Below are 13,794 nucleotides of genomic sequence, written 5' to 3'. Positions count from 1 at the left end.
GAAGTACCCGAAGTACCCGAAGTACCCGAGGTGCCGGAAGTGCCCGAAGTGCCCGAAGTGCCCGAAGTACCCGAAGTACCCGAAGTACCCGAAGTGCCGGAAGTACCCGAAGTGCCGGAAGTACCCGAAGTGCCGGAAGTACCCGAAGTGCCCGAAGTACCCGAAGTACCCGAACTCCCGCCGCCCGATGTCCCCGACGAGCCGCCGCCCGACGTACCCGAAGTCCCCGAACTGCCGCTCGTCCCGGACGTGCTCGGCTTGATCGTCGGCGGGGTCGTCGGTCCGTCGACCGAACCGCAGCCGTACAGCGCGAGCAGCGACGAGACGGCCATCGTTACCGTCGTCTTCTTGAAGAGAGTGTGCATGTTGGCCTCGACATTGGAAGTGTGTCCCAGGCCTTCACTGCAAATTCCGCGCCATGACAGGTTTCGCGAAACGGCGTCGCGATTTATTGCGGAAACCGCGAATATCGACGCGATTTAAACGGAGGAATGGCGGTTTCGCGCGACAGGCACGTGCGGCGTGCGCACGTCGCGGCTGCGATGTTCCCTTCAGGCGCCGTAACGCGCGGCCGGATGTTACGTAGCGTTCGGCCGCCCGGTACGCGACCGGCCGCGAACCGAGCGCCGCATCTTTGACGAAACGCGCGGCTCGCCCGAACATGGCTCGACATCTTCCGGCCGCCGGCGACGCCGAAGCGGTCCCGACTCCAACCAGGACATCGACATGAGCGAACAGGACAGGGAATACGGCAAGGCGCGGCGCATCGACGTGATGGGCGAGGCGTTCGTCGAGCGCGCGATGCGCGACCTCGACGGATTTTCGCGCCCGTTGCAGGACTGGCTGAACGAGCATGCGTGGGGCAGCACGTGGCAGCGGGGCGGGATCGACCTGAAGACGCGCAGCCTGTGCACGTGCGCGATGCTGGCGGCGCTCGGCCGCGGCACGGAGCTGAAGGGCCATGTTCGCGGCGCGCTTAACAACGGCGCGAGCCTCGTCGAGATCCGCGAGGTATTGCTGCACAGCGCGTTGTACGCAGGGGCGCCTGCCGCGGTCGAGGCGTTTCGCAACGCGCGCGAGGTGATCGCCGATCTCGGGCTGTCGATACCCGACGACGGAGCCTGAACCCGATGCGGCGCCGGCTGCCCGGCACGGCATCGGAATCCGGCCCTGCGTCGCCGCCGCGGCCTACGCGATGCGCACCGGCTGCGCGGCGACGTCGACCGGCGCGGCGGCGACTTCGAGCAACCAGTCGGCCGTCGCTTCGGGAAGCGTGACCGGCAGCATGTGCCCGCCTTCGACGACCTTCAGCCGCACGCGCGCCGATTTCTGCGCGAGCGCGTCGCCGTGCGCGCGCCAGTTCAGGATCGGATCGGCACGGCCGTACAGCACGTCGACCGGCAGCGCGAGTTCCGGATAGCGGCGCTCCATCGCGGGCAGATCGACGGGCGCCGACAGCAGGTCCGTCGCCGTCGCGTAGAACACGTGCGGGCGCATCCCGAGCAGGCCGCCGCCCTTGACCGGGAAGTCGCGCGGCACGTCCTCCGGCGCGAACACCTGGCGCACGGCCTTGCGCCCGGTCAGGATCGTCAGCGGAATCGCGAAGGTCCACGACACGAAACGGCGCACGAGCGGCGACGGCAGCATCAGCGGCTTGAACGGCGCGGGCGGTTCGGTCTGCTCGTGCGACAGCGGCGCGATCAGCGCGAGCCGGCTCACGCGGTCCGCATGGTTGAGGCCGACCGCGAGCGCGATCGCGCCGCCGAGCGAGTGGCCGACCAGCACCGGCCTGTCGAGTTTCAGCGCGTCGATGAACGCGGCGACCGTGCGGGCCTGCGCGAACACGTTCGCCTGCGAGGCCGCGCCGCGCAGTGAGCGGCCGGCGCCGGGCCGGTCGATCAGGATCACGCGATGCTGCTGCGCGAGCCGCGCGAGCGGCAGGTACGCGAAATTGCGCCATTGCCCCGCGAGCCCGTGGACGAACACGATCGGCGGGCCGTTGCCGTATTCGACGTAGTGGATGCGGTCGCCGTCGATGTCGACGAAGCGGCCTTCGGGCGGAAACGCGCGCGTCACGCGACGGGCCACGTAAGCGGAAAACAGCGCGAGCGCGGCGAGCGCCGCGACGACGCCGAGCAGGACGTTCTGGATCAGATGGAGCGTAGGAGTCATGTCGGCCTCAGCGGGTTTCGAGTGCGGGTTCGGCAGCCGGCGCGGTGGCGGCCGGGCCGGTTGTGGCGCGGCGTTCGAAATGCATCGCGGAATCGGCGAGCGCGCTGAATTTCAGCGACGCGAGATCGAGCACGTAGTTCTGGTGGAACTTCCACGGCTTGCGGCGCCCCTGCTTCGGCAGGATGCCGGCCGCGCGCTGGATGTAGCCGGAGCTCAGGTTGACCGCCGGCACGTCGCCGAGATCGCCCGCGCCGAGCCGCGGCACGCACGTGTCGTACCCGTTCGCGCGCATGTGGTTGAGCAGCCGGCACACGTAGCGCGCGATCAGCTCGGCCTTCAGCGTCCACGACGCATTCGTGTAGCCGAACGACGACGCGAGGTTCGGCACGTCGCTGTACATCATGCCCTTGTACGACACCGTCTCGGGCAAATCGACCACGCGGCCGTCGACCGTCACGCGCGCGCCGCCGAGCATCTTCACCTTCAGCCCGGTCGCGGTGACGATCACGTCCGCGTCGAGCTGCTGGCCGCTCTTCAGCCGGAGGCCGGTCGGCGTGAAGCGCTCGATCTCGTCGGTGACGATCGACGCGCGGCCCGCGCGGATCGCCTTGAACAGGTCGCCGTTCGGCACGAGGCACACGCGCTGGTCCCACGGCATGTAGCGCGGCGTCAGGTGCTTCGCGACGTCGAAGTCGGGGCCGAGCTGCTTGCTGGCCGCGCGGATGATGAACTTCTTCGTCTGCTCGGGCTTGCGGCGCGACACGTTGTACAGGTACATCGTCAGCAGTACGTTCTTCACGCGCACCAGCCGGTGCGCGAGCCGCGACGGCAGCACGCGGCGCAGCGCGTTCGCGATCCGGTCGCGCGCGGGCAGCGACACGATGTAGGTCGGCGAGCGCTGCAGCATCGTCACGTGCCGCGCGTCGGCCGCCATCGACGGCACGAGCGTGACGGCCGTCGCGCCGCTGCCGATCACGACCACGCGCCGGTTCGCGTACGACAGATCCTTCGGCCAGTGCTGCGGATGCACGAGCTTGCCCTCGAACGTGTCCATGCCGGCCCAGTCGGGCAGATAGCCTGCGTCGTAGTCGTAGTAGCCGCTGCACATGAACAGGAAGCGGCAGGTGTAGACGAGCGTGTCGGTCGCGCCGTTTTGCGTGCGCTCGATGCGTACCGTCCAGCGCGCGCGGCTCGAATCCCAGTCGGCCGCGACGACCTTCCTGCCGTAGCGGATCGTCTTGTCGATGCCGTAGGTGCGCGCGGTGTCGCGGATATAGTCGAGGATCGTCTGGCCGTCGGAGATCGCCTTGTCGCTGTGCCACGGGCGGAAGCTGTAGCCGAGCGTGAACATGTCGGAATCCGAACGAACGCCCGGATAGCGGAACAGGTCCCAGGTGCCGCCGATCGCGTCGCGCGCCTCGACGATCGCCACGCTCGCATGCGGGCAGCGCTGCTTCAGGTGATACGCGGCACCGATGCCGGACAGGCCTGCGCCGACGATCAGCACGTCGAGGTCGCGGTTTTCGTCACTGTCGCGGCGGGCGTCGGGGGCGGGCGGCGCGTCGCGCCGGTCGGTCGTCGTCGAGATCATGCGGGGTCCTGGGTCGGCGTGGTCGGGCGCGCGGCCGGAGCGTGGGCGCGTTCGAGGTTGCGTGCGCGAGCGCGGCGCACATGGCGCAGCATCAGCCACTGGTAACCGGCGCCGAGCAGCCGCGCGATCCGGTCGAGCCGGCGCGCGTCGGCGCCGACCAGCACGCGGCGCGCATTGCGCTCGACGCCTGCGAGGATCTGCCGCGCGGCCTCGTCGGCCGTCGTCGCGTTGATCAGGCGGTTGGCCTGGCGGCGATGGGTCGCTTCGTCCTGGCCCGTCAGCGCGTGGATGCTGGTGTCGACGCGGCCAGCATCGACGATGCTCGTCGCGACGCCGCCCGGATGCACGCACGTCGCGCTCACCGGCGCGCCGTCGAGTTCGAGTTCCATCCGCAGCGCCTCGGTGAAGCCGCGCACCGCGAACTTGGTCGCGTTGTACGCGCTTTGCGTCGGCATCGCGACGAGCCCGAACAGGCTCGACGTGTTGACGACATGGCCGTCGCCCGACGCGCGCAGATGCGGCAGGAACGCTTGCGTGCCGTGCACGACGCCCCAGAAATTGATGCCGACGATCCATTCGAGATCGGCGAGGCGCGCGGTTTCGGCGCTGGCGGCCAGCGACACGCCTGCGTTGTTGAAGATCAGGTTGACCTTGCCGTGCTCGGCGCGCACGAACTCGGCCCACGCGAACACCGCGTCGCGATCGGCGACGTCGAGCCGCCGCGTGCTCACGCGCACGCTGTGCCGTGCGCAGGCGGCCGCCGTGCCGGCGAGCCCGACATCGTTGACGTCGGCGAGCGCGACCTCGCAGCCGCGCCGCGCAAGCTCCACCGCGAGGCTGCGGCCCATGCCCGAACCGGCGCCCGTGATCGCGGCGACCTTGCCGGAAAATCCCTTCATCCGTCGTTCCTCCCGTTCCGCTTGCGCTGTACCGGCGGCGCATCTATTGTGGTGTTGTTCGTCACCACTTTAGTTTTCGGGTGTCCTGATGTCAAATAGCGGAATGGAGAAAGCACTCGAAACGGAAAGAAGGGGCCGGTCGTATGGCGGCGTGGCGCCCGAGGTACGGGCCGCCGAGCGGCGCGACGCGTTGATCCGCGCGGCGACGCGCGTGTTCGGTACGGTGGGTTTTCGCAAGGCGACCGTGCGGTCGATCTGCCAGGCAGCGAAGCTGAACGACCGCTATTTCTATGCGGCGTTCGACAGCACCGAGGATTTGCTGCGCTGCACCTACCTGCATCACGCGCAGCAGTTGCATGACGCGGTCGCGCAGGCGGTCGCCGCGCGCGGCGGCGATCTGCGGGAGCGCGTCGACGCGGGGCTCGCGGCGTTCTTCGCGTTTTTGCGCGACCCGTGCGCGGCGCGCGTGCTGCTGCTCGAGGTGATGGGCGTGAGCGCGGATACCGACATGACGTATCAGCGCATGCTGATCGACTTCGGCAAGCTGATCATGGCGATTGGCGCGCCGGGCGAGGCCGCGACGCCTGGCGAGCGCAGTGAGCAGCGGCTGATCGGGCTCGCGCTGGTGGGCGCAATGACGAACGTCGGCGCGGCGTGGCTGCTGACCGACTATCGCGATCCGGAGGCACTGATGATTTCCAGTTGCAGGAAGGTGCTGCTGGGGACGTTGCAGGCGCGCGACTAGGGACGCGCGGGAAAACGGGGCTCATTGGCCGGACGAGACCAAATTCGGACTATAATCAGTCTTGTTATGGACTGGCACAGGACGTGTTCCATGAAATTCTCTACCCAGGTCAAGCCCATCAGCTATCTCAAGAGCCACGCCGCCGATATCGTCAGGGACATCTCGGAAAGCCGCGAGCCGATGCTGATTACCCAGAACGGAGAGGCGAAGCTCGTTGTCATGGACGTCAAGTCGTATGAGGAGCATGAAGAGACGCTTGCGCTTCTTCGGCTGCTTGCACTCGGCAATCGGGAGATCGAGCAGGGCCACTTCCGTCCAGTCGAGGATGTCTTTGCGGACCTCGACAAGGACGACGATCAATGACACTGCGGGTTGTCGTTCTTCGTTCGGCGGAAGAAGATCTGAAGAGGTTGAAGCGCTATCTCGTATCGAATTTCGGTTCGGCTACCTGGCAAACGAGCTACCGGCAGATCAAGGACGCCATTGCATCGATTCGCGCTTTTCCGAATCACGGCAGGATTCCTGATGAACTCGCGAATATCAGCCTCGGTCAGTATCGCGAAGTCATTGCCGGAATGAACCGCATCATTTATGACGTGCGAGGCGACACCATTCACGTGCATATCGTTTGCGATACGCGCAGGGATCTGAAGTCCTTGCTGATGAGGCGGCTTGTGGTCGCTCATTGAGCGCGATCGCCATTCTTCCTCGTTTCACGATCCCGCCCTCCGTGGTTTCGAACTTGCGCGCCGCGTAATCGGTGCCGCCGCCGTCACCCCGAGCCTCGCCTTCATCGCATCGACAAACGCCCGTACCTTCGGCGACGGCAGCCGCGTCGACGGAAACACCGCATGAATCCCGGCGGGCGCCGTGCGCCAGCCCGGCAGCAGCCGCACGAGCCGGCCGGTCGCGACGTCGTCCGCGGCCGAGAAATCCGTCAGCAGCCCGAAGCCGCCGCCCGCGAGCACGATCGCGCGGCACGCGGTCGCGGTATTCGACACGACCGGCGCGACGCAGCGCACCGACGCGCGGCCGCCTCGCACGTGATCGAGTTCGAGCGTATGCGGGCGCGGCAGCGACGACAACATCACGAACGGCAGCGCGGCGAGCGCATCCGGATCGCGCGGCAGCCCGTGCCGCGCGACGAACGCCGGGCTCGCGACCAGCCATTTCTCGTACGTGCCGAGCTGCACCGCGCGATAGTTCGAATCGGCGAGGCGGCCGATGCGGATCGCGACGTCGAGGTTGTCCGCGACGAGATCGACCACGCGGTCGTTCGCGACGAGTTCGACCGCGAGCGCCGGATGCCGGTCGCGCAGCGCGACCACGGCCGGCGCGACGACCAGCGCGCCGTAGTCGATGGGCACGCTCACGCGCAGCGTGCCGCGCAGCGGCCCGGCGTCGGACGACACCGCGTCGAGCGCGGCTTCGGTGGCGCGCACGATGTCGCGACACGCGTCGTAGAACACGCGTCCGGCGTCGGTCACGCTCAGCCGCCGCGTCGTGCGCACCAGCAGATTCGCGCCGACCTCGGATTCGAGGCGCTGCATGTGCGTGCTGACGACCGTCTTCGCAAGGCCGAGCCGCTCGGCCGCGGCCGTCAGCGAGCCGGCCTCCACCACCGCGACGAAGATCGCCAGCCGGTTCAGGTTCACGTCGCGCAGATCAGCCATCGTCGATTGTCCTATGCAAGCGGATAATGTTTCCGCGATTATCCGTCTTATGGAGACGAACGGCGAGCGCTACGCTGGAGCCGTTCGTCGCCGATTCCCGGCGACGCGAGATTCCGGAGTGTTTCCATGTCTGCCGCCAGCAAGCCTGCCTCGCCGATCCGCGTTTATTCGTTCCTGTTGTCCGGGCACGCGCACCGTGTCCGGTTGTTCCTGTCGCTGCTCGGGTTGCCGTCGAAGACCATCGACGTCGATCTTGCGGCCGGCGCGCAACGCGAACCGGCGTTTCTCGCGTTGAATCCGCTCGGGCAGGTGCCGGTGATCGACGATGGCGGCACCGTGATCGCCGATTCGAACGCGATCCTCGTGTATCTCGCGAAGCGCTACGGCGACGCACACTGGCTGCCGGACGACGCGGTCGGCGCGGCCGTCGTGCAGCGCTGGCTGTCGTACGCGGCCGGCCCGATCGCGTCGGGCCCCGCGGCCGCGCGGCTCGTGACCGTGTTCGGCGCGCAACTCGACGCGGAAGCGGCCAAGCGTACGGCCGCGAAGGTGCTCGACGTGATCGATCGCGAGCTGGCCGGCAAGCCGTTCGCGGCCGGCGCGCAGCCGACGATCGCGGACGTCGCCGCGTACACGTACATCGCGCACGCACCGGAAGGCGGCGTGTCGCTCGAACCGTATCCGCACGTGCGCGCGTGGCTGGCGCGTATCGAGGCGCTGCCGGGTTTCGTCGCGATGCCGACGACGCGCGCGGGCCTGCTCGCCGCGTAACGCCTGCCGCCAACGCATCTGTCCACGGAGAACGAGATGAACGCGCCGACCGCCGTCGTACCGGGGTGGGAACTCGATACCGCGCCGTTTCACGCGGGCGAGCTTGCCGTGCAGCAGCGCGCAGGCGTGGCGGACGCGGCGGGCGCGGCCGGCCGGCGCGGGATCCGGCGCTTCATGCCGGACCAGCACCGGACGTTTTTCGCGCAACTGCCGTTCTTCGTGCTCGGCGGCGTCGATGCGCACGGCCAGCCGTGGGCGACGCTGCGGGCCGGTGCGCCGGGTTTCGTCACGTCGCCGGACCCGCGCACGCTGCGCATCGCGGCGCCCGCGCTGCCGGGCGATCCGCTCGCCGGCGCATGGCACGCGGGCGCGCCGCTCGGCGGGCTCGGCATCGAATTCGATACGCGGCGCCGCAATCGCGTGAACGGCGTCGTGCGCGCGGTCGACGGCGATGCGCTGACGATCGCGGTCGAGCAGAGCTTCGGCAACTGCGCGAAATACATCCAGGGCCGCAAGCCGACTTTCGTCGCGCGGGAGGTCGGGGCCGCCGTCGCGCCCGACGTGTCGGATGCGCTGAGCGACGCGGATCGTGCGCTGCTCGCGCAGGCCGACACGTTCTTCGTCGCGAGCGCGAACACGTCGGCGCAGGCCGGTGCGGCGCGCGGCGCCGACGTGTCGCATCGCGGCGGGATGCCGGGCTTCGTGCGCGTCGACGATGCGCGCACGCTGACCACGCCGGATTTCAGCGGCAATCGGTTCTTCAATACGCTCGGCAACCTGCGGCACGATCCGCGCGCGGGGCTGCTGTTCATCGATTTCGAAAGCGGCGATTTGCTGTATGTCGCCGCGCACGCGGAGATCGTGTGGGACGGGCCGGTCGTCGCGTCGTTCGACGGCGCGCAGCGCGTCGTGCGGTTTCATGTGCGGGAAGTGCGGCGCATGCGGGCGGTGCTGCCGTTCCGGTGGTCGGCGGTCGAGCGTGCGCCGCAGTTCGCGGCGATGGCGGCGGCGTCGAGGCCGGCGGCGGCGACGGCCGGGCCGGTGCCGTCCGCGACCGCGCCGGTAAAGGCGCCCGCATGGCGGCCGCTGCGGATCGCGAAGATCGTCGACGAAGCGCGCGCGATCCGGTCGTTCCATTTCGAACCCGCGGATGGCGGCGCATTGCCTGCGTACGAAGCCGGGCAGCACCTGACGCTGCGCATCGCGCTGCCGGGCAGCGATGCACCGACGATCCGCAGCTACACGCTGTCCGACGCACCGGGCGGCGCGCATTACCGGATCACCGTGAAGCGCGATGGGCGCGTATCGGCGTGGCTGCACGACCACGCGCAGGCCGGCATGACGCTCGATGCGCAGATGCCGCGCGGCCGCTTCACGTTCGATCTCGCGAGCCCGCGGCCGGCCGTGCTCGTGTCTGCCGGTATCGGCATCACGCCGATGGTCGCGATGCTGCGCCGCGTACTGGCCGACGATACGCCGTCGCGCCGCATCGTGTTCGTGCACGGCGCGCGCGAAGCGGCCGACCGGCCGTTTGCCGCCGAGCTGGCGCGCATCGCGGCCGCCGATGCACGCATGTCGCTTCACTGGTTCGACAGTCTTCCTGACGAACGCTCGGCCGCGCGGGCCGGCCGGATCGACGTCGCGCAACTGAAGCGGCTCCTTTCGTTCGACGATTACGATTTCTACCTGTGCGGGCCGGCGGCGTTCATGCGCGACCTGTACGACGGGCTGCGCGCGCTGAACGTGCCGGACGAGCGCATCCGCTTCGAGGCATTCGGGCCGTCGAGCGTCTCGCGCAGTGCGACCCGCGCGGCTGCCACGTGCGCGGCGGCAGGCGTGCCGGTCGTATTTCGGCGCACGGGGCGCGAGGCCGCGTGGACGCCCGCCGACGGCACGCTGCTCGAATTCGCGGAAGGGCAGCGCGTGAGCGTGCCGTCCGAATGCCGCTCCGGTTCGTGCGGCACGTGCGCGACACGCGTGCTGTCCGGCGCGGTCGACTACGAGCGAGCGCCCGATGCGGCGATCGAACCGGGCTGCGCGCTGCCGTGCGTCGCGCGGCCCGCGCAAGGGGCCAGGGAGCCGCTCGTGCTCGACTGCTGACGCGTGTGCGACATGCCGCCGCAGACCGCCTGCTGCGCGAAAAGCGCGCGCAACTGCTTCTTTTTTCGGATGCCGTCCGGATCGACGATAGCGTCAACCGATTCGATGAAAGGAGCTCATCATGAAACTGCTCGGCATGGTCCGCCTGGTCCTGTGGAGTTTCTTCGGCGTGCGCAACAGCAAGGCGCACGCGACCGATCTCGCGAACGCCAACTTCACGCTGTTGCCGTTCGTCGCGATTTTGCTTGCGCTGCTGGTTGGCGCGGTGATTTACGGCGTCGTGCATCTGGTCGTCGATCCGACCGTGACGATGCAGGGCTTTTGAGCGAACGGCCGGCGAACCGGTAGCGGGCCGCTTTCTCCGCTCCGGTTTCAGGCCGCTCGACCGGCGCATACGACGCCGGCGCCGGAGGCCGGCACGCACGACGCGCATCGCGACCGCATTGCCGCCGTTGTCGCGCTGCCCGAGCCGCTTGTTCCCGTTCCCGCCTTTCCTGTCTCCTGTTCCCCGTTCCGCCCGGTTCCGCGGCCCTTCGCCCCGCCCGGGGTAAAATGCGCGCCACGCCGCGATGTCGCGCGAGCCGGGCACGCCGCCGTTCCGTTGAACGGCCGGCGCCAGTGTCCGCCGCCCGCACCGGGGCGTTCGAAGCGTCCCCCGCATGACGACCGCGCGATGCAGCCGGCCTTCCGACCCGCCCTCGACGAACCTGTCGGCCGCTGCGTCGGTTCCCGGCGCGTCATCCGAATCCGATGTCCCATCCTGCGTGTTTCCGATCGGTCGGCCCGCTCGCGGGCTGCATCGTCCGGTTCGTCTGATGAATATCGTATCGACGCACGCGTCCGGAGACGGGCGCGGCGGCGTTCGCGGGCGCACGATTTGCAGCTTCGTAACGGTTTTCGACAGGGTCGAGTGGCGAGTTTTCCATCCAGAACAATGACGGTGAATAGAACAACAGCGGCACGCGCACGGCGGCGGCGCGCGACAGTCGGGCTCGGCGTCGGGCTCGGTGTCACGCTTTTCGCGGCGCAGGCCGCCGCGGCTCCGGGCGACATGCCCGCATCGGGCGCGGACGCGGCCGGCAGCGCGACGCTGCCCGCGATCACGGTGAGCGGCGAGCGCGGCCACCCGCTGCGGGCGCGCGAAGCGTCGGTCGCGGGGCTCGACGACGCGCCGCTGCGCGACACGCCCGCGTCGGTGAACGTCATCACGCGTGCGCTGATCGACGATCAGCAGGCGAAGCGCTTGAGCGACGTCTTGCGCAACGATGCGTCGGTCGTCAACGACTATGCGCCGGTCGGCTATTTCGAAGGCTTCGCGATCCGCGGCTTTCCGGTCGATCTCGCGAGCGCGATCCGAATCGACGGGCTGACGGTGTCCGGCGAGCAGAACGTGCCGCTCGAGAACAAGGAGCGCGTCGAGATCCTGAAAGGGCTCGCGGGCATCGACAGCGGCGTCGTCGCGCCGGGCGGCGTGATCAACTTCGTGACGAAGCGCTCCGCGAACGTCGCGAGCGTGACGGGTGGCGTCGACAGCCGCGGCTCGACGTCGGCGTCCGTCGATCTCGGCCGCCGCTTCGGCGCCGACCATCAGTTCGGGTTCCGGATCAATGCGGCGAAGGAGAACATGCACTCCTATATCGACGGCACGAACGGGCGGCGCACGTTCGGGTCGATCGCCGCCGACTGGGACATCAGCCCGCGCGCGAGCCTGCAGCTCAACGCCGAATTCCAGCAGTGGATCCAGCGTTCCGCGCCCGGCTACCAGTTGCTTGGCGGCACCGTCGTGCCGTCGGTCAAGACGACGTCGAAAGCGCTCGGCACGCAGCCGTGGGCGAAACCGGTGACGACCGACGCGCTGAACCTGAACGCGCGTTTCGACTATCGGTTCAACGACGACTGGAAGGCGTACATCGCCGCCGGCCGCAGCCGCACGATGATCGACGACAACAGCGCGTTCGCGTACGGCTGTTCGTATGCGGCAAGCTGCGCGGCCGGTGCGACGTCGCCGTTCTTCTTCGGCGCGAACGGCGACTACGACGTGTACGACTTCCGCAGCCCCGGCGAATACCGGCGCAACGACGATTTGCGCGCGGTCACGACGGGCAAGTTCGCGACGGGGCCGCTGCGGCACGAGTTGACGCTCGGCGTGAGCGTGCAGCGCCGCGTCGTGAGCATGGCGGACGCCGTGTACGACTACGTGGGCAGCGAGAATATCTACGGGCCGGACCTGACGTTCCCGCCGTCGCCGAATTCGCCCGGGCCGTCGTATCCACGCCTCGATGCGTGGCAGTACGGCGTGTTCGGGCTCGACCGCATCAGCCTCGGCGAACACTGGCAGGTGCTCGCGGGCGGCAAGGAAGTGCTGCTGCGCCAGCGTAGCTGGAGCAGTCTCGACGGCGAGACGACGCACACCGACCGCTCGGTGTTCCTGCCGCAGGTCGCGCTCGTCTACAAACCGGTGAACGTGCTGTCGCTGTATGCGTCGTACAGCAAGGCGCTGTCGCTCGGCGACCAGGCGCCCGTGCGCGCGACCAACGCGTACGCGTTCCTGCCGCCCGTCGAATCGCACCAGATCGAAGTCGGCGCGAAATACGACTGGCTCGACCGGCTGAGCCTCACGGCGGCCGTGTTCTCGATCAGCAAGCCGTTTCAGTTCGCCGATCCCGACGCGTCGGGCACGTCCTACACGTTCGTACAGCGCGGTACGCAGCGGCACCAGGGGATCGAGCTCGGCGCGGCCGGGCGCGTGACCGAACGATTGGGGCTGACGGCCAGCGTCGCGGCGATTCGCGCCCGCGCATACGATTCGGGGTCGCCGGCCTACGAAGGGCACCAGATCATCAACGTGCCCGCGCTGCGCGCGTCGCTGTATGCCGACTACGCGGTGCCGGGCGTCGCGGGCCTGAACGTGCTCGGCGGCGTCGAGTACAGCGCGGCGCGCAACGCGAACGAAGAGGGTACCGCGCGCGTGCCGTCGTGGTTCGTGTTCAATCTCGGCGCGCGTTATACGACGAAGATCGGCGGCCATCGCACGGTGTTGCGCGTGTCGGTGGACAATCTGTTCAACAAGTTCTACTGGCGCGACGCAGGCGAGCAGCAGGGCGATGCGTACCTGTTCCCGGGTGCGCCGCGCACCGCGCGCGTGTCGTTGACCTATGATTTCTGATCGGCCGGAAACGGGCGCATGACGCGCGGCCCCGGCAGCCCACCAGGAGAGCACGGACGATGTCCCCACTCGAAATCGCCGGCGTGATCGTCAGCGCGCTCGCGATCTGGCTGACCGCGAAGCGGCGCATGCTGTGCTGGCCGGTCGGCCTTGCGTCGGTCGCGCTGTACGGCTGGATCTTCTTCGATGCGAAGCTGTACTCGGACATGCTGCTGCAGGGCGCGTTCGCGGTGCTGCAGGTGTACGGCTGGCAGCGCTGGCTCGCGCAGCGGGCGAGCGAGGCCGACGGCAAGGCGGCGCCTGCCGGCGATGTCGCGCCAGTCACTGGCGTGCGCCCGATGCAAATGCTGCCCGACCTGGTCGCGGCCGTCGTCGGCAGCGCGCTGCTCGGCGGGATGATGGCGCGCTGGACCGATGCGGCGCTGCCGTTCGTCGACGCGTCGCTGACCGCGTTCAGCCTCGTCGCGCAATACTGGACGGCGCGGCGCTACATCGCGTCGTGGGGGCTGTGGATCGTCGTGAACGTCGTGTACGTCGGGATGTTCGTGTTCAAGGAGCTGTATCTGACGGCCGGGCTCTATGCGCTGTTCATCGGGCTGGCCGTGGTCGGCTGGCGCGACTGGAGCCGCACGGCCGCGACGCTGCGCGCGAGCGCGAGCCCGGCCGGCTGATTCGCA

Annotated in this window: 13 protein-coding genes and 1 pseudogene; 10 read left to right on the top strand and 4 right to left on the bottom strand. The window is 68.8% G+C overall.

Annotated elements, in window-relative coordinates; translation table 11 throughout:
- Both C5F75_RS37555 and C5F75_RS27265 read left to right on the top strand, forming a co-directional pair.
- A pseudogene (locus C5F75_RS37555) lies at positions 1-483 on the top strand (hypothetical protein); the annotation flags it as partial.
- A gap of 243 nt (positions 484-726) precedes the next feature.
- Positions 727-1,125 (top strand): carboxymuconolactone decarboxylase family protein, encoded by a 399-nt coding sequence (locus C5F75_RS27265; RefSeq protein WP_059580213.1) that lies wholly within the window; start codon positions 727-729, stop codon positions 1,123-1,125.
- A 63-nt stretch (positions 1,126-1,188) separates the two neighbouring features.
- Here C5F75_RS27265 and C5F75_RS27260 read toward each other — a convergent pair whose 3' ends face one another.
- The 3 genes from C5F75_RS27260 to C5F75_RS27250 are packed head-to-tail and all read right to left on the bottom strand — an operon-like array spanning position 1,189 to position 4,662.
- Entirely contained in the window at positions 1,189-2,172 is a 984-nt protein-coding gene (locus tag C5F75_RS27260; RefSeq protein ID WP_059580216.1) for an alpha/beta fold hydrolase, read from the bottom strand.
- Between the two features lie 7 nt (positions 2,173-2,179).
- A complete protein-coding gene (locus tag C5F75_RS27255; RefSeq protein WP_059580218.1) occupies positions 2,180-3,763 on the bottom strand; it encodes a flavin-containing monooxygenase in 1,584 nt (527 codons plus the stop codon).
- Positions 3,760-4,662, bottom strand: a complete 903-nt coding sequence (locus C5F75_RS27250) for an SDR family NAD(P)-dependent oxidoreductase (RefSeq protein ID WP_059580219.1) — start codon at positions 4,660-4,662, stop codon at positions 3,760-3,762. The genes C5F75_RS27255 and C5F75_RS27250 overlap by 4 nt, the downstream gene beginning before the upstream one ends.
- Before the next feature lie 88 nt (positions 4,663-4,750).
- On the opposite strand from C5F75_RS27250, the gene C5F75_RS27245 reads away from it, so the two are divergent.
- From C5F75_RS27245 to C5F75_RS27235, 3 genes are all read left to right on the top strand, one after another.
- Positions 4,751-5,407 carry a TetR/AcrR family transcriptional regulator gene (locus C5F75_RS27245; protein ID WP_063892428.1) on the top strand — a complete coding sequence of 219 codons (657 nt, stop codon included), beginning with the start codon at positions 4,751-4,753 and terminating at the stop codon, positions 5,405-5,407.
- A gap of 90 nt (positions 5,408-5,497) precedes the next feature.
- The gene (locus C5F75_RS27240; RefSeq protein ID WP_050014516.1) at positions 5,498-5,770 is read left to right on the top strand and encodes a type II toxin-antitoxin system Phd/YefM family antitoxin; all 273 of its coding nucleotides are present in this window, start codon (positions 5,498-5,500) and stop codon (positions 5,768-5,770) included.
- Positions 5,767-6,096, top strand: a complete 330-nt coding sequence (locus tag C5F75_RS27235) for a type II toxin-antitoxin system RelE/ParE family toxin (RefSeq protein ID WP_050014473.1) — start codon at positions 5,767-5,769, stop codon at positions 6,094-6,096. The genes C5F75_RS27240 and C5F75_RS27235 overlap by 4 nt, the downstream gene beginning before the upstream one ends.
- A 24-nt stretch (positions 6,097-6,120) precedes the next feature.
- Here the strand turns inward: C5F75_RS27235 and C5F75_RS27230 are convergent, their stop codons facing one another.
- Positions 6,121-7,080 carry a LysR family transcriptional regulator gene (locus C5F75_RS27230; protein ID WP_059580224.1) on the bottom strand — a complete coding sequence of 320 codons (960 nt, stop codon included), beginning with the start codon at positions 7,078-7,080 and terminating at the stop codon, positions 6,121-6,123.
- 126 nt (positions 7,081-7,206) lie between these two features.
- Between C5F75_RS27230 and C5F75_RS27225 the strand changes: the two genes are divergently transcribed.
- From C5F75_RS27225 to pnuC, 5 genes are all read left to right on the top strand, one after another.
- The gene (locus tag C5F75_RS27225; RefSeq protein ID WP_059580227.1) at positions 7,207-7,851 is read left to right on the top strand and encodes a glutathione S-transferase family protein; all 645 of its coding nucleotides are present in this window, start codon (positions 7,207-7,209) and stop codon (positions 7,849-7,851) included.
- Positions 7,852-7,887: 36 nt separating this feature from the next.
- Positions 7,888-9,951 carry a pyridoxamine 5'-phosphate oxidase family protein gene (locus C5F75_RS27220; RefSeq protein ID WP_060011762.1) on the top strand — a complete coding sequence of 688 codons (2,064 nt, stop codon included), beginning with the start codon at positions 7,888-7,890 and terminating at the stop codon, positions 9,949-9,951.
- 121 nt (positions 9,952-10,072) lie between these two features.
- A complete protein-coding gene (locus tag C5F75_RS27215; protein ID WP_006486164.1) occupies positions 10,073-10,276 on the top strand; it encodes a DUF2970 domain-containing protein in 204 nt (67 codons plus the stop codon).
- A gap of 609 nt (positions 10,277-10,885) precedes the next feature.
- On the top strand, positions 10,886-13,117 hold the full coding sequence (locus C5F75_RS27205; protein ID WP_104012986.1) for a TonB-dependent siderophore receptor: 2,232 nt from the start codon (positions 10,886-10,888) through the stop codon (positions 13,115-13,117).
- A 59-nt stretch (positions 13,118-13,176) separates the two neighbouring features.
- Positions 13,177-13,788 (top strand): nicotinamide riboside transporter PnuC, encoded by a 612-nt coding sequence (gene pnuC, locus C5F75_RS27200; RefSeq protein WP_059580234.1) that lies wholly within the window; start codon positions 13,177-13,179, stop codon positions 13,786-13,788.
- Positions 13,789-13,794: the final 6 nt, after the last annotated feature.

Origin of the sequence: Burkholderia anthinoferrum (assembly GCF_002925705.1) — a bacterium.
GTDB classification, from domain to species: domain Bacteria; phylum Pseudomonadota; class Gammaproteobacteria; order Burkholderiales; family Burkholderiaceae; genus Burkholderia; species Burkholderia semiarida.
The sequence above is the reverse complement of the archived record's forward strand: the minus strand, read 5'-3'. Positions and strand labels throughout refer to the sequence as shown.